The following is a 19,347-nucleotide window of genomic DNA, read 5'->3' as shown; positions in this document are numbered from 1 at the left end:
ATGTATTTATATACCGATTTCGACCAGCAGCTGGTTAATGAACGAGTTGCTCAGTTCCGTGATCAGACTGAACGCTATTTAGCTGGCAAACTTTCTGAAGATGAATATCGTCCATTACGTTTGCAAAATGGTTTATATGTGCAACGTTATGCGCCTATGCTGCGTATTGCCGTGCCGTATGGCTTAATGAATTCTAAACAATTACGTAAAGTTGCTGAAGTTTCAACAAAGTATGACCGTGGTTATGCACACGTATCTACACGTCAAAACATCCAGTTGAACTGGCCTGCACTTGAAGATGTGCCAGATATTTTGGCAGAACTTGCAACTGTACAAATGCATGCTATTCAAACCAGTGGTAACTGTATTCGTAACACGACAACTGACCAATATGCGGGTGTGGTTGCTGGTGAAATTGCAGACCCACGCCCAACATGTGAATTGATTCGTCAGTGGAGTACATTCCACCCTGAATTTGCATTCTTGCCACGTAAATTCAAAATCGCAGTTTCTGCGCTTGAAGAAAAAGACCGTGCAGCAACTGCATTCCACGATATTGGTGTTTATATCGTGCGTAATGAAGCGGGTGAAATTGGCTATAAAATTATGGCTGGTGGTGGTTTAGGCCGTACCCCAATCATTGGTAGCGTTATTCGTGAGTTTTTACCACGTGAAGATTTAATTGCTTACTTAGAAGCGGTTTTACGTGTTTATAACTTGCATGGCCGTCGTGACAATAAATACAAAGCGCGTATTAAAATTCTAGTTAAAGCATTAACACCTGAAGTATTTGCTCAGAAAGTTGAAGCTGAATTTGAACATACACGTGAAGCATTGAAAATTCAGCCAGAAATCTTGAAAAAACTGGATGAAGAGTTCACTCCATTTGATTATCAAGATTTGGCAGATGAAGACTTTACCGCTTTATTTGCTGAGCATCCAAAATTCAAACAATGGTTCAATATCAACACGCATGCGCATAAAGTGAAGGGCTATCGGATTGTTACGATTTCTCTAAAACGTGCAGGTATTGCACCAGGTGATATGACCACTGAAGAAATGAACTTTATTGCAGATCTTGCAGATAAATATACATTCGGTGAACTTCGTACCACTCACGAACAAAACATTGCCTTGGCAGATGTGCCTCAAAAAGATTTGTTTGATGTGTGGCAAGCGCTTGAACAACAAAATATGGCGCGTGCACATATTGGTTTTATTACCGATATCATTAGTTGCCCGGGCGGTGATTTCTGCTCACTTGCAAATGCGAAATCAATTCCTATTGCTGAAGCGATTACACGTCGTTTTGATGATTTAGACAAAGTTTATGATCTTGGTCATTTAGATCTAAATATTTCTGGTTGTATGAATGCTTGTGGTCACCACCATGTAGGTAACATCGGTATTTTAGGTGTAGATAAAAAAGGCGCTGAGTTCTACCAAATTACATTAGGTGGTAATTCAGACCATGATGCATCGATCGGTGACATCTTAGGGCCATCATTTGCAGCAGATGCTGTGCCAGATGTTATCGAAGAAGTATTGAATACTTATCTTGATTTACGTACAGAAGGTGAGCGTTTTGTAGATACATATCGCCGTGTAGGAATTCAACCATTTAAGGAGCGTGCATATGCTTAATACAGCTCTACCTGTGCTTTATAAAGACGGCACGATTGCAGACAATACTTATCAAATCATTGCTGAAGATGGTGTGGTTCCCCAAGGTGATGTTGTGGTAACAACAGCTCAACTAGACCAGTTAGCTAACGTTCAAGGCAAAAAAGCTTTGTATGTAACTGTAAATGATTCACCTGAAGATCATACATTTCCATTAAATGAACTTGATGCAATCTTCATTGAGTTTGCAGGCTTTGGTGATGGTCGTGGTTATTCATTCGCTGCACTATTACGCCGTCAAGGTTTCCAAGGTGAACTACGTGCAACAGGTGATGTGTTTAAGGATGTTTTAAACTACTTAAAACGTTCTGGTTTTGACAGTTTTGTCGTGAAAGAAGGCAAAGATGTACAAGAAGCTGCGGCAGGTTTGCAAGATTTTACCAACCCGTATCAAGCTTCAACAGCTGTACCGCAAGCAAGTTATCAAACTGGTGCTTAAATCGTTTTAAATATAAAGGCTGAACTCAGGTTCAGCTTTTTTTATAAATACCTTTTAATAAATGAAGAATAAGAATGTTAGGCTTAATTTCAAAAATAAATCCCGGTGCTTGGTGGTTAATATTTGCTATTGCGACAGATGTGCTCTCAACATTTTATTCTGCTAAAGGCAATGGATTAGTTAATAAAACTGCTCAGGCGATTGCGCTGATTTTATATATTGTGTCTTTTGCATGTGCTGCTATTGCTTTGAAATATATGCAGGCGGGAATTTTATATGTATTGTGGTCCGGAGTGGGCGTGTTGGCGACTGCCTTTCTAGCAAAGATTTTTCTTGGGCAGAATATTGATGTGGCTGGATGGGTAGGGATAGGTTTTATTACAGTTGGTTTAATGATTATTACGAAATATTCTAATATTAATGTTTAAAACCCTTATAGAAATAATAAGTATCTCTATAAGGGCCAGATATTAAAAATATTATGTATCAAGCTGGCAGTTAACCATCCACTTTATGCCAAATTGATCAGTAAATGCACCGTACAATGCGCCCCAGAACGTTTTTTCTAACGGCATTTCGATTTGACCATTTACAGATAGAGCATCAAACAGCTGTTTCGCTTTTTCTTGCTCATCTTTTTCAAGGTTGATTGCGATGTAATGATTATTACCTTTAGTAAATACACTATTTGGCGTGCAGAACTGATCGATAGTATCTGATGCCATGAGTACTGTGTATTCATTAATCGGTAAAGAAACATGCAGCACTAAATTTTTTTCGGCTTCCGATAAGGTCACACCCTCGTTAGGTGGCATATCGCTATAACGGCTCAGCATAGCAAATTCACCACCAAAGACCGATTTATAAAAATTAAAGGCTTGCTCTGCCTGACCTTGGAAATTGAGATAGTGATTGAGTTGCATTGTTATTGTCCATTGTTGTTTTCGTTTAAAGGAATAAGTTAAAACTTAAAAGTGATTTTGTGGGTCTTTTTTTGTAAATTTTTCATAAAAAATCCCACCGAAGTGGGATTCCTAAATAGGGCAATTGAATTAAATAAGTTCAATGGCAACAGCTGTTGCTTCACCGCCACCAATACAAAGTGCAGCAACACCTTTTTTACCGCCAGTACGTTTGAGTGCATGAATAAGCGTAAGAATAATACGTGAACCCGTAGAACCTACTGGATGGCCAAGTGCACATGCACCACCGTGAATATTGACTTTCTCTGCATCAAGTTTGAAATCATCAATTGGGCACATGGTAACCATAGCAAATGCTTCATTAATTTCCCAAAGGTCAACGTCCTGAGCATTCCATCCAGCTTTTTTAAGTACTTTTTCAATAGCGCCAACAGGAGCGATGGTAAATTCTGAAGGGTGCTGAGAGTTTGAAGCTGTCGCGACAATTTTAGCAAGTGGTTGTAAGCCACGTTGCGCTGCAACTTCACTTGATGTTAACACCAGTGCAGAAGCACCGTCAGAAATAGAACTCGCATTTGCTGCGGTGATTGTTCCATCTTTTGCAAAGGCTGGTTTAAGCGAAGGAATCTTATCAATTTTTGCGTTTAAAGGTTGTTCATCTTGGTCAACAATGACATCACCTTTACGTGTAGACACGGTAACTGGGACGATTTCATCTTTGAAATAGCCTTCAGTAATTGCAGTTTGAGCACGTTTTAAAGAGCGAATTGCAAAGTCATCCATTTGCTCACGAGTATAGCCACGAGTATTTGCCATATCTTGAGCAAAAGAACCCATTAAACGACCGGTTTCAGCATCTTCCAAACCATCAAAAAACATATGGTCTTTAATTTCGCCATGACCCATACGGTATCCGGCACGTGCTTTTGGTAAAACATAAGGTGCGTTTGTCATTGACTCCATACCGCCAGCAACGACAACTTCAGCACTACCTGCTTTGATCATATCAGCGGCTTGCATAACAGCTTTCATGCCTGAACCACAAAGCTTATTAATTGTTACTGCACCTGTAGAATCTGGTAAGCCGGCTTTACGCATCGCTTGACGTGCTGGACCTTGCTTTAGACCAGCAGGTAGTACACAACCCATAATGACTTCTTCGACATCAGTAGGCTGCAAACCTGCTCGTGCGATTGCTTCTTTAATTGTTACTGCACCTAATTCTGGAGCAGTGAGACCAGATAGTGATCCTTGAAAACCACCCATAGCAGTACGAGCACCATTAACAATTACGATGTCAGTCATTGTTGTAATCTCCGATTGTTCTTTATCTCAAATTAAGAAAACATTAAAACTTAAGCAGTATATTGCAAAATGGGGGATGGCTTGGATTCTGTATTAGACTGTAGAGTTCTAACAATTTTGAAGTTCTTCTAAGCGTACATGTCCCATTTTGCTAAGAACTAATTTAAAATTTTTAAGCTGATCATAAGAACAATAAATAAAACTACCATTAGACTCGATTGGTAGTCCCGAGCTACCTTGAAAAACAATACTATTTTGTTTTTTACCAAAACGTTGTAATTTCATAGAGCCATAAGTATGGTTAAGATCTATAGAAGTTAATAATTCTTCATTTAAATCATGTTGTAGGTTGCGGTTGTTATCTACAAAGCTGATTAGGCGGTTATTCCAGTTCGTATTACAAACCAATTGATCGGAACTTGGGCAAATAACAATGTTCTTATGCTTAGTAATTGCGTCAGACTTGGCTTTTTGTATGTGAATTGTGAGTACACGCGGCGTATTTTTTAATTCTGCAGATGCCATAAATTGATGGTATAAAGGAATGGCTATAACTGACATAATCACAAGAATTACGAGGGTTATAGAGAGCTCAACTATAGTAAAACCAGGAGATCTAAACATTAAGAAACCTTAATATATGTATAAATAGAGCAATTTTATGTTTTCTGACAATGATTTATATTATTTTTTATAATAAGGAAACACAAAATTAAATAAGGGTTATCAGTTGACTAGAATACTGGTAAAATCACCGCAAGCGAAACAAAGAAGTCGTTCATATTTGCTAGTTGAGTAAAAAATTACCGAATTACAACGGAAATTGTAAGTAATTTTGTCAATAATTTACTTGATTAAAATTATCAAGCACTTGGAAAGTTTATCAAGTGTTTGTATGATTCAAATGTGAATAGCTTAAAAATAATACTGGGGTAAAAATATCTCAGGGGCCAATAAATTTAGGCTGAGCTTGAACAACAATTGTTATCTCTGGAGGATATCCATGAAATTGAGTCGTATTGCACTTGCTACTATGCTGGTTGCTGCTCCATTAGCTGCTGCTAATGCTGGCGTAACTGTTACTCCATTATTGCTTGGTTACACTTTCCAAGACAGCCAACACAATAACGGTGGTGACAAAGGTAGTTTAACAAACAGTCCTGAGCTACAAGACGATTTATTCGTTGGAGCAGCTTTAGGTATTGAGTTAACACCATGGTTAGGTTTTGAAGCTGAATATAACCAAGTTAAAGGTGATGTAAACGGTATTGCTGGTGCTCCAAATGCTGAATACAAACAAAAACAAATCAATGGTAACTTCTATGTTACTTCTGATTTAATTACTAAAAACTATGACAGCAAATTCAAGCCATACGTATTGTTAGGTGCTGGTCACTACAAATACGATATTCCTGATCTTGGTTACCATACTAGTGAAGAAGGTACTTTAGGTAACGCTGGTATCGGTGCTTTCTATCGCTTAAACGATGCTTTATCTCTTCGTACAGAAGCTCGTGGTACTTATAACTTTGACGAACAATTCTGGAACTATACAGCTCTTGCTGGTTTAAACGTAGTTCTTGGTGGTCACTTGAAGCCTGCTGCTCCTGTAGTAGAAGTTGCTCCAGTTGAACCAACTCCAGTTGCTCCACAACCACAAGAGTTAACTGAAGACCTTAACATGGAACTTCGTGTGTTCTTTGATACTAACAAGTCAAACATCAAAGACCAATACAAGCCAGAAATCGCTAAAGTTGCTGAGAAGTTAACTGAATACCCTAACGCTACTGCACGTATTGAAGGTCACACAGATAACACTGGTCCACGTAAGTTGAACGAACGTTTATCTTTAGCTCGTGCTAACTCTGTTAAATCAGCTCTTGTAAACGAATACAACGTTGACGCTTCTCGTTTGTCTACTCAAGGTTTCGCTTGGGATCAACCGATTGCTGACAACAAAACTAAAGAAGGTCGTGCTATGAACCGTCGTGTATTTGCGACAATCACTGGTAGCCGTACTGTAGTAGTTCAACCTGGTCAACAAGCTCAATAATTTGAGTTTCTGAACAGTAAAAAAGCGACTCGTTAGAGTCGCTTTTTTTATTGGGATTTTTAAAATATTTTTTCATTTGTATATCTCCTTGATGACATTTATTCAGTTAATTATTTATAGATAAGTTTTTACCAAACACCTTTTCTTAACTGTTGTTTGGTGTCTTGTCGTTCTCTACGATGTTGTGCACGAGGCTTTTCTGTCTCATGCATACCACCTTTTTGAAGTAAAGGTGACAGGGCTACGTGATTACGAACCTTAATTTTTGGCATTTCTTTAATTTTCATGTTTTAACCTTTAATACATAAAACTTGTTTAAGTGTATGGACGACTTCAATAAGATCTGATTGATTTGCCATAACCTCATCTATGTCTTTATAAGCACTTGGGATCTCATCGACAACGCCACTGTCTTTGCGACATTCAATACCTTGCGTTTGCTCAATTAAGTCTTGTTGGTTAAACAGAATCTTAGCTTTGCTTCGGCTCATTTTACGTCCAGCGCCGTGAGAACAAGAGCAAAAAGATTCAGGGTTAGCTTTTCCTCTAACAATATAAGAACGTGCTCCCATAGAACCTGGAATAATTCCTAACTCATCTAAACCTGCTCTAATCGCTCCTTTTCTGGTAACTAAAAGATTTTCACCAAAATGGGTTTCTCGACTCACATAATTATGATGACAATTAATTGCTTCTTTTGTCATTTGAAACGAAGGTAGAAGAGGTCGAATTGCCTCTAAAACTAATCGCATCATTTCTTTGCGATTTTCAAAAGCATATTCTTGTGCCCATTCCACCGCTTCTACATAATCATTAAAACTGTTTGAGCCTTCAGCAAAATAACTTAAGTCTTTATCAGGTACATGTCCAAAGCGATGTTGTGCTTCTTTCTTGGCGAGCTCAATAAAATAAGTACCAATGACGTTACCCAGACCTCGGCTACCTGAATGCAGCATAATCCAGACATCTTGATTTTCATCAATACATAACTCTATAAAGTGATTACCACCTCCTAATGTGCCTAATTGTTTTTGCCAAGTTGCATCAAACTGCCGAAGCATGCGAACTAGACCTGGATGTTTTTTTACAATCGGTTGTAAACGCTTTTCGAGCGGAATAATACTCGACGCTTTAGCTTTGACCTGTTTATGCAAAGCAAAACCGACAGGTACTTTTCGTTCGATTGCATCACGTAATCGACTTAAGTTATCAGGAAGTTGTGAAGCTTTTAGGCTCAAACGAATTGCATTCATTCCACAGCCAATATCTACACCGACTGCAGCTGGAATAATGGCATGTTTAGTCGGGATAACACTTCCTACAGTCGCACCTTTTCCTACGTGAACATCTGGCATAACAGCAATATGTGAATATATAAATTGCAGCTGTGCCATGTTCTTGAGTTGTTCGATACTTTCACTATCTATATCTTGAGTGAAAATTTTAACAGGGACACCATAGAGTGCCTCTTCGTTTAATATTTTTTGTATGCCCATAATTTTTCTCTTATTTTTCTGTCCGAATAGGCATAAAAAAACCTAGCGAATGCTAGGTCTTAAATTCGAGCATTCGGACAAGTGAATTAAATTTGTACACTTGTCCGTGAGCTGACATCGTGCCAAATCGTTACTGTGTTTTACCTTGTAGTGTTGGCATGATGTCCTCCTTTTTTAAAAAGTGCCGTTGAAAATCTGAACGGCATTTTACCTGTTTTTAACTAAAGATCAAGTTTTTGACGTTTAGATAGTTTTAATTGACTCTTTAAACTTACTATTAATCTTGCTCTGGTTTTACATCCATTTGATCGTAAGGGATTAATTTAGTTTTATTTTTCCATTTATATCCGAGCCAAATTACTAAGAATAACGGTATGCTGATATAGGTGGAAAGTAAGCCCATCCAGTCAATTTTTCCGCCCAAAACAGCTTGATAGTTTTGTCCAAGAATAATGATAGAACAGAGAATAAAGGCAAACCAAGGTGCAAATGGGAAAAACTTAGCGCGGTAAGCTAAATCTTCTAATTTATAGCCTTGAGCAATATAGCCTTTACGGAAACGATAATGTGAAATTGCAATACCTAACCAGACAATAAAGCCACACATCCCTGACATATTGAGTAGCCAGTTAAAGACTTGTTTTTCACCAATAAAAGTTGTTAAGAAGCAGAATGCAGCAATAAATGTGGTCGCATATAAGGCATTCATTGGAACACCACGATTGTCGAGTTTAGCAAACCATTTCGGTGCACGACCTTGCTGAGCCATATCAAATAACATACGGGTAGAAGAATACATGCCCGAGTTACCTGCCGACAAAATAGCAGTCAAAATAACTGCATTCATTAAGCTCGCAGCGAAAGCAAAGCCTACCTTTTCATAAAGTAAGGTAAAAGGAGAAAGGGCAACATTTTCTGTTGTTGCGGCTTGCAATAGGTTTGGATCATCATAGGCAATGAGTGTGCCGATAATGAAAATACACAACACATAGAATAATAAAATTCGCCAGAAAATCTGTTTAATTGCCAGTGGAATTGTTTTCTTGGGATCTTTTGATTCACCCGCAGCAACACCCACCATTTCAGTTCCTTGAAATGAGAATCCTGCAATCATGGCAACCCCAATCATGGCCTGTAAACCACCTACAAATGGTGCATCTTTGTAGGTCCAGTTGCCGAATGTCGCCACTCCTGGTGTCAACATTACCTTAATAATCATGGCAATACCAATGATAATGAAGGCAACAATAGCGATAACTTTAACCATTGAGAACCAGAATTCGCTTTCACCAAATCCTTTTACACTCATCGCATTAATCATAAAAATAATGACGAGGAAGAGCGCACTCCAGTAAAATCCAGGAATATCTGGAAACCAGAATTTCATAATAAACTGTACTGCAACGAGCTCAAACGCAACCGTGATTGCCCAGTTGTACCAATAGTTCCAACCTAGTGCGAAACCAAAGCCATCTTCCACATAGCGACTGCCGTAGGTGAAGAATGCGCCAGATGTCGGTGTATGAGTTGCAAGTTCACCCAAGCTGGTCATTAAGAAGTAAATCATAATACCAATGAGAGAGTAGGCGAGTAACGCCCCGCCTGGACCTGCATTTGCAATGGTCGACCCAGAAGCAAGGAAGAGACCTGTACCAATGGAACCACCAATGGCGATCATATTCAGATGACGAGCCCCAAGCTTTCGCTGGAGTTTTTCAGGAGCATGTGTTTCGCTCATGGAGATTCCTTACATAGTTTGTTATGCACAGGCATATAACACCTTAAAGCCTTGTAGATCAGTTTTAATCTCACACTGACCAAAGTGCTTCTCAATTAAGATCGGATAGTTTAAAAAACGGTTTGCTACAATCCATAGCTCACCTGATGCCTTTAAATGTTTTTTAGCGTTCTGGCAGAGTCCTTCACTTGCATCGTAATTGGTATGAATACCTTGATGAAAGGGAGGGTTACTGACAATGGCATCAAGTTCTGTTGGGGCGTCTGCAATTCCTGTAACGGGCTGCAATCTCAACTGGTCTGAACCTATTCCATTTCGACTAAAAGTCATTTCCGTTGACCGTAAAGCGAAGGCATCAATATCTAGGGCATGGATAATATTACTTGAATTTACTTTTGCCAAATAGCAACTGATAATTCCCGCGCCACACCCGAAGTCGGCAATTCTACCTGATTTCACTTGATTTAGATAAGGGAGTAAAACAGCGGTTCCGATATCTAAGTGATTTTGACTGAAAACGCCAGGAAGGGCACAAATGGTAAGCTCTTGTTCATTTGCTTGAACTGTATAGGTTTTTAACCAACTCTCAAGAGGTTTGATCTTTTCAGTTTTCTCAATTTTTAAATGCCATAATTGACAATGTCGAGCGCTATCAAGTTTAAGTATTTTGCCAAAGCTTTGTAGTTGTTTAGCAGCTCTTTCAATACCACCTTTCTTTTCACCTACTAAAAAAACTGATTGGTCAGTTTTTAGATGGCTCATCACCACATGTAATATATAGTTTAAAAGTTCTTTTGATTTTGGAACAAAAATTAAAGCCTGATCGAATTCTTGTGATGGAAACTCAACCGAGAAATGTGCTGTCGTGCCTGTATTAATAAAACCTTGGTAATCTGAATAATTCCATGTCCAGACTGATGCATCAATCTCAGTAGGTAATTGACTTACCAAAGCATCATTGGGAGCATTAATTAACAAGAGTCTACCTTTTAAATAGTCTTGCTGTCTTAATACCACTTCACTTCTAGGATCCATGTACATCTCTCATGAAGAAGAATGCCCAGTGGAAACTGGGCAGTAATCAAAAAATTAAAAATGGGTTATTTATGTGTTTCAGGAAGTACAACATTTAAAATTAATGCCGCAATACCGCCTGTTGCTACACCAGAACTAAAAATATTTTTAAATAATTCTGGTAAGTGTTCCAAAATTTGTGGAACTTGAGCAACACCTAAACCTAGTGCAAGTGAAATCGCGATAATTAAAAGGGCACGACGGTCTAAGTGAATAGATGAAAGAATGTTAATGCCTGAGGCAGCAACCGCACCAAACATCACCATAACTGCTCCGCCTAATACTGCTTGTGGTACAGCTTGTATAACACCAGCTACAGCAGGGAATAGACCTAATATAATGAGTAAAGCAGCAATCCAGATCCCCACGTAACGACTCGCCACACCAGTGAGTTGAATAACGCCATTATTTTGAGCAAAAACAGAACTAGGGAAAGTGTTAAATAATCCTGCAAGTAAAGAGTTTGCACCATTCACTAACACACCACCTTTGATGCGTTGCATCCACTGAGGACCATCTACAGGTTGGTTTGAAAGTTTACTGGTTGCTGTGACATCACCAATTGCTTCTAATGAAGTCACCAAATAAATGAATGCCATTGGAATAAATAAGCCCCATGAGAAGCTTAAGCCAAAGTGCATTGGTGTCGGAATTTGAATAACAGGTGCGTCTTTTAGACCAGAAAAATCTAGGTACCCCATGAAACCAGCAAGAATGTAGCCAATAACCAAAGCAATCAAAATAGCCGAGCTTTTAATCCAAACTACACGAATACGGTTTAGAACGATAATAATCGCAAGTACGGTACATGACATAATAAGGTTGTCTGCACTTGCAAAAGTATGATCATGCATGGCTTGATAACCACCACCCATGCTAATAAGACCTTCCTTAATAAGTGTTAAACCAATCAGAAGTACAACAATACCAGTCACGAGGGGAGTAATAAGTCTTTTTACCCATGGCAGGATTTGTGAAACACCCATTTCAATAAATGAACCTGCAATCACCACACCAAAAATAGCAGCCATAACCTGATTTACTGGCGTACCTGCGGCAACCATTGCACTACCAATACCAATAATCGGACCAATAAAGTTAAAACTAGTACCTTGGACAATCAGTAGACCAGCACCAAAAGGACCAACTTTTTTACATTGTAAGAAAGTTGCAATTCCTGAAATGACCAAAGACATCGATAAAATCATGTTAGTTTCAGTACGTGAAACGCCTAAAGCTAAACAAATGAGAAGTCCAGGTGTAACAATCGGGACAATAATTGCAAGCAAATGTTGAAAAGCTGCCAAAAAAGCCACGAAGGGTTTTGGTCGGTCATCTAGTCCATAAACGAGGTCAAGATGGTCTTGTGATGGTTGATTGGACATGGGGGTAAGTACGCCGCAATTTCGCAAATTGGCGCTATTCTAATCGAGATACCTATCTTTACAAAACGAAATACAGGCTATTGGGAAATTTTTTTGTCAATGTCAATAAACTGTCACTACTCAAGAGTAGTGTTTTTCTGTATAATTTGCCCTCAAATTTCAGGCGTTTCTAATTTTCATGTCAGATATCAAAAATCTCCGTAATATCGCAATTATTGCGCACGTCGACCACGGGAAAACCACACTTGTCGATAAACTACTTCAGCAATCAGGTGCTCTCGGTGACCGAGCAGGCGAGATTGAGCGTGTCATGGACTCGAATGCGCTTGAAAGTGAACGTGGTATTACCATCTTAGCGAAAAACACTTCTATTACTTGGTTGGATAAGCGTACTGATACAACTTACCGTATCAACATCGTGGACACCCCGGGACACGCCGACTTCGGTGGTGAAGTAGAACGTGTTATGTCGATGGTTGACTGCGTATTGCTTCTTGTTGACTCTCAAGAAGGCCCAATGCCACAAACTCGTTTTGTGACACAAAAAGCCTTTGCTCGTGGTTTAAAACCAATCGTTATTATCAACAAAGTTGATAAACCAAGTGCGCGTCCAGACTGGGTAATCGATCAAGTATTTGATTTGTTTGATAACCTTGGTGCAACTGATGAGCAATTAGATTTCCCAATCGTTTATGCATCAGGTTTACGTGGTGTAGCGGGTCCAGCTCCTGAAGAACTTGCAGAAGACATGACTCCGTTGTTCGAAACGATTGTAGACATCGTTGAGCCACCAGCAGTTGACGTTGATGGTCCATTCCAAATGCAGATTTCATCACTTGACTATAATAGCTTCGTAGGTGTTATCGGTGTTGGTCGTATTCAACGTGGTTCAGTAAAATTAAACACTCCTGTTACTGTAATTGACAAAGATGGCAATACACGTAACGGTCGTATTTTAAAAATCATGGGTTACCATGGTTTAGAGCGTATTGATGTAGATTCAGCATCTGCTGGTGACATCGTATGTATTACTGGTATTGATGCACTTAACATTTCTGACACGATTTGTGATCCGAAAAATGTTGAAGCATTACCAGCTTTATCTGTAGATGAACCTACAGTATCTATGACTTTCCAAGTAAACAACTCTCCGTTTGCTGGTAAAGAAGGTAAATTCGTAACTTCACGTAACATCCGTGAACGTCTTGATCGCGAATTAATTCATAACGTAGCTTTACGTGTTGAAGATACTGACAGTCCAGACCGTTTCAAAGTATCTGGCCGTGGTGAACTTCATCTTTCAGTTTTAATTGAAAACATGCGTCGTGAAGGTTTTGAAATGGGCGTATCACGTCCACAAGTAATCATCAAAGAAATTGATGGTGAAAGACAAGAACCTTACGAAAACGTAACGTTTGACGTTGAAGAACAGCATCAAGGTGCTGTAATGGAACAAATGGGTCACCGTAAAGGCGAAATGACTAATATGGAAGTTGACGGTAAAGGCCGTATCCGTATTGAAGCGACTGTTCCTTCACGTGGTCTTATCGGTTTCCGTTCTGAATTCTTGACCATGACTTCTGGTACAGGGATCATGACTTCAAGCTTCTCGCATTATGGCCCTGTTAAACAAGGTACTGTTGCGAAACGTCAAAACGGTGTGTTGATTTCTATGGTTCAAGGTACTTGCTTGGGCTATGCATTGTTCAGCTTACAAGACCGTGGTCGTTTGTTTGCTAAACCACAGTTAGAAGTTTACGAAGGTATGATCGTGGGTATTAACTCTCGTTCAGATGATATGGTTGTAAACCCAACTAAAGCGAAACAATTAACTAACGTTCGTGCATCTGGTACAGATGATGCTTTAACTTTAGTACCTGCAATTGAATATACGCTTGAACAAGCGCTTGAATTCATTGAAGATGACGAGTTAGTAGAAGTTACTCCAAAATCAATCCGTATCCGTAAGCGTTACCTGACTGAAAACGAACGTAAACGTAACCGTGATAAATAATTTTTCTTAAATGAAAAGAAAAACCGCTAAATTAATTTTAGCGGTTTTTTATTGAAATCAAACAAAGCTGAAAATAAGCTTAAATTCATATTTTTCTTGTAAACAAATATGTTGTCAAAGTGTGAAATAGCTTTCTTTTTCTGAAAAAAATATTAAATTATCAATATCATGGCGAGTACTATCTAAATGGATAAGAGGCCATTGAAAAAGAAAAATATGATGTGTTCCTCCCCCCAACATCTGGAGATGTTTAGATGAGTATTATTCAAGAATTTAAAGAATTTGCCATTAAAGGCAATATGATGGATTTAGCCATTGGTGTAATTATTGGTGGTGCTTTTGGCAAAATCGTAGACTCTTTAGTAAAAGATATCATCATGCCGCTTATCACTGTAATTACTGGTGGTGGTGTTGATTTCTCTCAAAAGTTTATTGTGTTAGGTGCAAACCCTAATAATTTACAATCTTTGGATGCCTTACAAAAAGCAGGTATCAACGTATTGACCTACGGTAACTTCCTAACCATTTTAATTAACTTCCTTATTTTGGCTTGGGTTGTGTTCTTAATGGTGAAATTATTAAATAGACTTCGCCGTGATAAGAATGAGCCAGAAGCTCCAGCTGCAACTCCTGAAGACGTGCAACTATTGCGTGAAATTCGTGATGAGTTGAAAAAGCAAGCTTAATCAGATTTGAAATAAAAAACGGTACCTAGAGTGCCGTTTTTTATTGATCAATTATTTTTTTTTAATTTTAAGTATGGCCCTATATATTGATAAACTTACAATTCGTTTTAACTGGGCATATTGTTAAAGGGGTGAGAATTAATGAATCAGCTATTTGTATATGGCACTTTATGTCCGAATCAAGCTAATGCTCATATTTTAGAACAAATCGATGGTCACTGGATAAAAGCCAGCGTACGAGGCGTGATTCATATTCTAGATTGGGGTCCAGACAAGGGTTTAAAAGCACTTGAGTTAGATTCGCAAGCCGATTGGATAGATGGTTATGTGTTTAGCACAGAAAAACTTGCTGAAAACTGGCAGATGCTGGATGACTTCGAAGGTTTTCAATACCAGCGTGTCATCGCAGATGTAAAACTAGAGTCGGGTGAATATATTAAAGCCTGGACATATCAAATGAATGAACAGGCTCAAGCTTCTGAAAACCATAATTAAATTAATGGAATCAGCGTAAGCTGCCCATTCGGAATTTAACTTCTAAAAGATGATAGCCAAACTGGCTTTTAATAGGACCTTGCAACACGCATTCAGCAGCTGTAAAGACAACTTTGTCGATGACGGGTACTAATTGACCTTTTTTAACTTCGCCAAGTTCACCGCCACGTTTAGCTGAATTGCAGGTGGAATATTGCTTGGCTAGTTTGGCAAAGTCTGCACCACTTTGTAGCTTCTTTTTTAGCTGTTCAGCTAAGTCTTTATCTTTGACTAAAATATGTCGGACAATTGCTGTTTGCATGTTGTCTTCCTCCAAAAAATTAAGGCTTTCTCAGCTTTTTAAGTGGTTGGCACTGTGGGCAAAATACACTGGCACGCTGACCGAGTTTTAAGTTTTCTAATGTGGTTTCACAGTTAACACACATTTCTCCAGCACGACCATAAGCAAGAAGTGTTTGCTGGAAATAACCATTTTCACCCATAGCATTACTGTAATCGCGTAACGTTGAGCCACCTAAATCAATTGCCGATTTCAAAATGCGTTTAATCTCGACAACGAGTTTTTCAATTTGTTGCATGGTTAAATCGCCAGCAGGCTGTGCTGGGTGAATGCCAACATTAAATAAGCTTTCAGTTGCATAAATATTGCCTACACCGACCACTACATGATTATCCATAAGTGCAATTTTTATGCCGACAGACTTGTTCTTGAGCTTAGAAGCTAAATATTCTGCATGAAAGTCAGTACTTAGAGGTTCAGGCCCCAAAGTATCTATGAGTTTGCCTTGAGTCTCAGGATTAAGCCAAAGGATGCAACCGAAACGACGTGGGTCATGGTAACGTAACTGCTGATCTTCAAATTGAATAATCAGGTGGTCATGTTTTCTTAGTTCATCATTTGGCTCAGTCAGACGAAAGCTTCCTGACATGCCTAAATGCCAGAGCATTTGATCTTGTTCAAACTCTGCCAAAATATATTTTGAACGTCGATTTAAACCAATGAGACGTTGCCCAACAAGTTTTTGAATGTTGTCTGGTATAGGCCAGCGTAAGCTCGGATTACGTACTTCAACACTTAGAACTTTTTGATTCAATAGAGGAAATAAACTGGTTTTGGTGGTTTCGACTTCGGGTAACTCAGGCATGCCAACTCGCAGAATTAACAGATATACTGGATTAATCAAGTATAACGTGTGGTATGTAATATTTCAGAGAATACTATGTCAGATATTTTACCATTAAGCTGGTTTCAACGAGAAACTTCGGAAGTAGCATATGATTTAATCGGCTGCGTATTGTGTAAGCGACAGCCTGATGGTCAAGTCATCCGCTGCACAATTAGTGAAACAGAAGCTTATTTGGGCATTCAAGATAAAGCTTGCCATAGTTACAATGATAAACGCACAGCTCGAACTGAGGTAATGTATAGCCATGGTGGTACGATTTACGTCTACTTAATTTATGGCATGTATGAAATGCTTAATATTATTACTCAAACAGAGGGTGTGCCTGAAGGAGTGATGATTCGGTCTGTATTTTTAAGTAATGCTTCAACAAAAAAAGAATATAAGCTTTTAGCTGGACCGGGCAAACTGACACGTTATTTGGGTATTGACCGTAGTTTAAAAGGCCAGACTCTAGGTGAAGAATCTGGGCTATGGATTGAAGCGGCCACTACACAACCAGAAGTTGTTTTAACGCCACGCATTGGAATTGATTACGCTGAAGAAGCAAAAGACTGGCCTGAACGATATTGCTGGAAAGATCATCCTTCGTTAAGTCGATAATTAAAATTTAGAAATTAATTTTTAAATAACGAAATAGTGTTCTAAATTTACAACTATGTGGGTCAAATTCAATATCCAGACAAGACACCGCTTTTTGTTATGATAACTACAATATAAATAAAGGAAATAAGCATGTCCTTATTACGCTTAGACCGACTTCATTACTGTATTTTGATGAGTATGGGCTGCATTTCGAGTCCACTCGTTTGGGCAGAAGACTTAACCCAAGACGTTGCCAAATTGCCTACTTTACATGTGGAAGCAACGCGTACCGATACGACTTACTTACAAACACCTGCTTCGGTTTTTCGAATAGATGCACCTCAAGCTGATACTTCTTCGCAAGTCAATTTAACTGAAGTTGTGAAAGGTATACCGAGCTTACAGATTCGTAATCGTGAAAATTATGCGCAAGATTTGCAGCTATCTATGCGTGGTTTTGGTGCACGTTCTACTTTTGGTGTCCGAGGTATTCGTCTATATGTGGATGGTATTCCCGCAACAATGCCAGATGGGCAAGGCCAAACCTCTAATATTGATTTAAGTAGTCTAGACCATGTTGAAGTTCTAACGGGACCTTTTTCTTCACTTTATGGAAACTCATCAGGTGGGACAATTTTAACTTCTACTAAAGAAGGACAAGGCAAAGACTCAATTGAGCTGAGCTATTCGGGAGGTAGCCACAATAAAAGCCGAGCAGGGTTAGTACTACAAGGTGGTGCAAAGGGTGCGAATGAACCAAGTTATATTATTAGTTCATCTTACTTCGATACTGATGGTTATCGGGAACATAGCGGTGCAGATAAAATCTTAAATAACGCCAAGCTCAGTTGGAACCTTGATGATGGTAGCAAAATCAACTGGGTGACTAACTATGTCAAAATCAATGCAGATGATCCACAGGGTTTAACACATGACCAGTGGAATGCGAACCCAAAGCAACAAGTGCCTTTTTTAAAGCAATTTAATGTCCGTAAAGACATTGAGCAAACCCAAACAGGGGTGACATGGTCTAAGCCAATTAATGATAAAAATGAACTCTATGCCATGGCATATTTAGGTAATCGACAAGTCACTCAGTATCAATCTATACCTAAATCGACACAAGATGCCAGTATTAATCATGCTGGTGGCGTGATTGATTTCGAACGTAATTATTATGGTGCTGATTTCCGTTGGACGGGTAAAGAGTTACTTCCAAATACTACTGTAAGTGTTGGTGTTGCACTCGATGCGATGGATGAAGACCGTAAAGGTTATGAAAATTTTAACTTAGTAAATGGTCAACCTTCTTATGGCGTCAAAGGTAAATTACGCCGTGATGAAGACAATACTTTGTGGAATATCGACCCATATTTGCAAGCTTCGTGGCAGTTCTTACCCACATGGCGTTTAGATACGGGTGTCCGCTATAGCAATGTGCATTACAAATCTAAAGATAACTATTTAAGTAATGGCGACGATAGTGGGAAGACCGATTACGATAAAGTTTTACCTTCTGCTGCTTTAAGCTGGCAAATTTTACCTGAACTCATGGCCTATGTAAGTTATGCCAAAGGATTTGAAACACCGACCTTTACTGAAATGGCTTATCAAACTGATACGACAAAAGCAAGTTTTAATTTTGACTTAAAACCATCGACCAGTGATACCTATGAAGCTGGTTTAAAATCACAAAACCAATTAGGTGATTTTACTTTGGCAGTTTTTCAAACTAAAACCAAAAATGACATTGTTTCAGCAGGAAGCTCAAACGGACGTACTACCTTCCGTAACGCAGATAAAACTTTACGTGAAGGGGTAGAGTTTGCGTGGAACAAAAAGTTGTGGCGAGATTTAATAGCGACTGCAAGCTATGCCTATTTAGATGCAACTTTTGATGCTGATATTCCAGCTTTAGGAAATATTGCTCAAATTCCATCAGGAAATGCGATTCCGGGTATTGCTAAAAACCAAGCTTATGCCTCTTTGGCATGGCAGCCATCGCACGGTCTATATGGTGGTGTAGAAGTACAGTATATGGACAAAGTATACGTGAATGATACCAACAGTGACGCAGCACCGAGCTACAGTGTAACTTCAGCAAATATTGGTTATGCATGGGATTTAGGCGATTGGAAAGTCAAAAGCTTTGCTCGTGTAGATAACTTGTTTGATAAAAATTATGCAGGTTCAGTGATTGTGAATGACGGTAATGACCGTTACTTTGAACCCGCTGATGGGCGTAACTGGAGCGCAGGTTTACGTGTAATTAAACAATTCTAGGAAT

At 38.9% G+C, this 19,347-nt stretch carries 19 protein-coding genes; 9 read left to right on the top strand and 10 right to left on the bottom strand.

Features of this window, described 5'->3' with window-relative positions; genetic code table 11:
- The 3 genes from ACIF8R_RS12100 (at window position 1) to ACIF8R_RS12090 (ending at window position 2,550) form a co-directional block, all read left to right on the top strand.
- On the top strand, window positions 1–1,644 hold the full coding sequence (locus ACIF8R_RS12100) for a nitrite/sulfite reductase (protein WP_100191803.1): 1,644 nt from the start codon (window positions 1–3) through the stop codon (window positions 1,642–1,644).
- Window positions 1,637–2,122, top strand: a complete 486-nt coding sequence (locus ACIF8R_RS12095; protein ID WP_240288019.1) for a DUF934 domain-containing protein — start codon at window positions 1,637–1,639, stop codon at window positions 2,120–2,122. Before ACIF8R_RS12100 ends, ACIF8R_RS12095 begins: the two co-directional genes overlap by 8 nt.
- 74 nt (window positions 2,123–2,196) lie before the next feature.
- On the top strand, window positions 2,197–2,550 hold the full coding sequence (locus ACIF8R_RS12090; protein ID WP_396480982.1) for a DMT family transporter: 354 nt from the start codon (window positions 2,197–2,199) through the stop codon (window positions 2,548–2,550).
- 51 nt (window positions 2,551–2,601) lie between these two features.
- Here ACIF8R_RS12090 and ACIF8R_RS12085 read toward each other — a convergent pair whose 3' ends face one another.
- The 3 genes from ACIF8R_RS12085 to ACIF8R_RS12075 form a co-directional block, all read right to left on the bottom strand.
- Window positions 2,602–3,045, bottom strand: coding sequence for a VOC family protein (locus tag ACIF8R_RS12085; protein ID WP_240288015.1), 444 nt, complete (start codon window positions 3,043–3,045; stop codon window positions 2,602–2,604).
- Between the two features lie 129 nt (window positions 3,046–3,174).
- Window positions 3,175–4,350: a thiolase family protein gene (locus ACIF8R_RS12080; protein WP_396480980.1), complete on the bottom strand. Its 1,176-nt coding sequence runs from the start codon at window positions 4,348–4,350 to the stop codon at window positions 3,175–3,177.
- Window positions 4,351–4,458: 108 nt separating this feature from the next.
- Window positions 4,459–4,974: a GspH/FimT family pseudopilin gene (locus ACIF8R_RS12075; protein WP_396480978.1), complete on the bottom strand. Its 516-nt coding sequence runs from the start codon at window positions 4,972–4,974 to the stop codon at window positions 4,459–4,461.
- 379 nt (window positions 4,975–5,353) lie between these two features.
- On the opposite strand from ACIF8R_RS12075, the gene omp38 reads away from it, so the two are divergent.
- Window positions 5,354–6,403: an outer membrane protein Omp38 gene (omp38, locus tag ACIF8R_RS12070; protein WP_396480976.1), complete on the top strand. Its 1,050-nt coding sequence runs from the start codon at window positions 5,354–5,356 to the stop codon at window positions 6,401–6,403.
- Window positions 6,404–6,531: 128 nt separating this feature from the next.
- On the opposite strand, the gene ACIF8R_RS12065 is transcribed toward omp38, so the two are convergent.
- The 5 genes from ACIF8R_RS12065 to ACIF8R_RS12045 form a co-directional block, all read right to left on the bottom strand.
- A complete protein-coding gene (locus ACIF8R_RS12065) occupies window positions 6,532–6,675 on the bottom strand; it encodes a hypothetical protein (RefSeq protein WP_396481094.1) in 144 nt (47 codons plus the stop codon).
- Window positions 6,676–6,693: 18 nt separating this feature from the next.
- Window positions 6,694–7,899, bottom strand: coding sequence for an RtcB family protein (locus ACIF8R_RS12060; RefSeq protein ID WP_396480974.1), 1,206 nt, complete (start codon window positions 7,897–7,899; stop codon window positions 6,694–6,696).
- 277 nt (window positions 7,900–8,176) lie between these two features.
- The gene (locus ACIF8R_RS12055) at window positions 8,177–9,637 is read right to left on the bottom strand and encodes an amino acid permease (protein ID WP_019457532.1); all 1,461 of its coding nucleotides are present in this window, start codon (window positions 9,635–9,637) and stop codon (window positions 8,177–8,179) included.
- A gap of 21 nt (window positions 9,638–9,658) precedes the next feature.
- Window positions 9,659–10,672: a methyltransferase gene (locus ACIF8R_RS12050; protein ID WP_396480971.1), complete on the bottom strand. Its 1,014-nt coding sequence runs from the start codon at window positions 10,670–10,672 to the stop codon at window positions 9,659–9,661.
- A gap of 65 nt (window positions 10,673–10,737) precedes the next feature.
- A complete protein-coding gene (locus tag ACIF8R_RS12045; protein WP_396480969.1) occupies window positions 10,738–12,096 on the bottom strand; it encodes a uracil-xanthine permease family protein in 1,359 nt (452 codons plus the stop codon).
- Window positions 12,097–12,274: 178 nt separating this feature from the next.
- Here ACIF8R_RS12045 and typA point away from each other — a divergent pair, with 178 nt between their 5' ends.
- The 3 genes from typA to ACIF8R_RS12030 all read left to right on the top strand — a co-directional run bounded on the left by typA (window position 12,275) and on the right by ACIF8R_RS12030 (window position 15,291).
- On the top strand, window positions 12,275–14,110 hold the full coding sequence (typA, locus tag ACIF8R_RS12040; RefSeq protein ID WP_004705742.1) for a translational GTPase TypA: 1,836 nt from the start codon (window positions 12,275–12,277) through the stop codon (window positions 14,108–14,110).
- A 254-nt stretch (window positions 14,111–14,364) separates the two neighbouring features.
- Window positions 14,365–14,796: a large conductance mechanosensitive channel protein MscL gene (mscL, locus tag ACIF8R_RS12035; RefSeq protein WP_032055316.1), complete on the top strand. Its 432-nt coding sequence runs from the start codon at window positions 14,365–14,367 to the stop codon at window positions 14,794–14,796.
- A 141-nt stretch (window positions 14,797–14,937) separates the two neighbouring features.
- Window positions 14,938–15,291: a gamma-glutamylcyclotransferase family protein gene (locus ACIF8R_RS12030; RefSeq protein ID WP_396480967.1), complete on the top strand. Its 354-nt coding sequence runs from the start codon at window positions 14,938–14,940 to the stop codon at window positions 15,289–15,291.
- Window positions 15,292–15,301: 10 nt separating this feature from the next.
- On the opposite strand, the gene ACIF8R_RS12025 is transcribed toward ACIF8R_RS12030, so the two are convergent.
- Window positions 15,302–15,592, bottom strand: a complete 291-nt coding sequence (locus tag ACIF8R_RS12025) for a peptidylprolyl isomerase (protein ID WP_396480965.1) — start codon at window positions 15,590–15,592, stop codon at window positions 15,302–15,304.
- A 19-nt stretch (window positions 15,593–15,611) separates the two neighbouring features.
- Complete coding sequence (gene mutM / locus ACIF8R_RS12020) at window positions 15,612–16,436, bottom strand: bifunctional DNA-formamidopyrimidine glycosylase/DNA-(apurinic or apyrimidinic site) lyase (RefSeq protein ID WP_396480963.1); 825 nt, start codon at window positions 16,434–16,436, stop codon at window positions 15,612–15,614.
- Between the two features lie 75 nt (window positions 16,437–16,511).
- On the opposite strand from mutM, the gene ACIF8R_RS12015 reads away from it, so the two are divergent.
- Window positions 16,512–17,078 (top strand): DNA-3-methyladenine glycosylase, encoded by a 567-nt coding sequence (locus ACIF8R_RS12015; RefSeq protein ID WP_396480961.1) that lies wholly within the window; start codon window positions 16,512–16,514, stop codon window positions 17,076–17,078.
- A gap of 132 nt (window positions 17,079–17,210) precedes the next feature.
- Window positions 17,211–19,343, top strand: a complete 2,133-nt coding sequence (locus ACIF8R_RS12010; protein ID WP_396480959.1) for a TonB-dependent receptor family protein — start codon at window positions 17,211–17,213, stop codon at window positions 19,341–19,343.
- Window positions 19,344–19,347: the final 4 nt, after the last annotated feature.

This window comes from Acinetobacter sp. ABJ_C4_1 (assembly GCF_044538495.1).
Taxonomy (GTDB): domain Bacteria; phylum Pseudomonadota; class Gammaproteobacteria; order Pseudomonadales; family Moraxellaceae; genus Acinetobacter; species Acinetobacter nosocomialis_A.
The sequence above is the reverse complement of the archived record's forward strand: the minus strand, read 5'-3'. Positions and strand labels throughout refer to the sequence as shown.

What these genes read in the sequence shown, in the direction of transcription:
- ACIF8R_RS12100 (WP_100191803.1), top strand. Translation starts at nt 1, where the DNA reads ATGTATTTATATACCGATTTCGACCAGCAGCTGGTTAATGAACGAGTT.
- ACIF8R_RS12095 (WP_240288019.1), top strand. Translation starts at nt 1,637, where the DNA reads ATGCTTAATACAGCTCTACCTGTGCTTTATAAAGACGGCACGATTGCA.
- ACIF8R_RS12090 (WP_396480982.1), top strand. Translation starts at nt 2,197, where the DNA reads ATGTTAGGCTTAATTTCAAAAATAAATCCCGGTGCTTGGTGGTTAATA.
- ACIF8R_RS12085 (WP_240288015.1), bottom strand. Translation starts at nt 3,045, where the DNA reads ATGCAACTCAATCACTATCTCAATTTCCAAGGTCAGGCAGAGCAAGCC.
- ACIF8R_RS12080 (WP_396480980.1), bottom strand. Translation starts at nt 4,350, where the DNA reads ATGACTGACATCGTAATTGTTAATGGTGCTCGTACTGCTATGGGTGGT.
- ACIF8R_RS12075 (WP_396480978.1), bottom strand. Translation starts at nt 4,974, where the DNA reads ATGTTTAGATCTCCTGGTTTTACTATAGTTGAGCTCTCTATAACCCTC.
- omp38 (WP_396480976.1), top strand. Translation starts at nt 5,354, where the DNA reads ATGAAATTGAGTCGTATTGCACTTGCTACTATGCTGGTTGCTGCTCCA.
- ACIF8R_RS12065 (WP_396481094.1), bottom strand. Translation starts at nt 6,675, where the DNA reads ATGCCAAAAATTAAGGTTCGTAATCACGTAGCCCTGTCACCTTTACTT.
- ACIF8R_RS12060 (WP_396480974.1), bottom strand. Translation starts at nt 7,899, where the DNA reads ATGGGCATACAAAAAATATTAAACGAAGAGGCACTCTATGGTGTCCCT.
- ACIF8R_RS12055 (WP_019457532.1), bottom strand. Translation starts at nt 9,637, where the DNA reads ATGAGCGAAACACATGCTCCTGAAAAACTCCAGCGAAAGCTTGGGGCT.
- ACIF8R_RS12050 (WP_396480971.1), bottom strand. Translation starts at nt 10,672, where the DNA reads ATGGATCCTAGAAGTGAAGTGGTATTAAGACAGCAAGACTATTTAAAA.
- ACIF8R_RS12045 (WP_396480969.1), bottom strand. Translation starts at nt 12,096, where the DNA reads ATGTCCAATCAACCATCACAAGACCATCTTGACCTCGTTTATGGACTA.
- typA (WP_004705742.1), top strand. Translation starts at nt 12,275, where the DNA reads ATGTCAGATATCAAAAATCTCCGTAATATCGCAATTATTGCGCACGTC.
- mscL (WP_032055316.1), top strand. Translation starts at nt 14,365, where the DNA reads ATGAGTATTATTCAAGAATTTAAAGAATTTGCCATTAAAGGCAATATG.
- ACIF8R_RS12030 (WP_396480967.1), top strand. Translation starts at nt 14,938, where the DNA reads ATGAATCAGCTATTTGTATATGGCACTTTATGTCCGAATCAAGCTAAT.
- ACIF8R_RS12025 (WP_396480965.1), bottom strand. Translation starts at nt 15,592, where the DNA reads ATGCAAACAGCAATTGTCCGACATATTTTAGTCAAAGATAAAGACTTA.
- mutM (WP_396480963.1), bottom strand. Translation starts at nt 16,436, where the DNA reads ATGCCTGAGTTACCCGAAGTCGAAACCACCAAAACCAGTTTATTTCCT.
- ACIF8R_RS12015 (WP_396480961.1), top strand. Translation starts at nt 16,512, where the DNA reads ATGTCAGATATTTTACCATTAAGCTGGTTTCAACGAGAAACTTCGGAA.
- ACIF8R_RS12010 (WP_396480959.1), top strand. Translation starts at nt 17,211, where the DNA reads ATGTCCTTATTACGCTTAGACCGACTTCATTACTGTATTTTGATGAGT.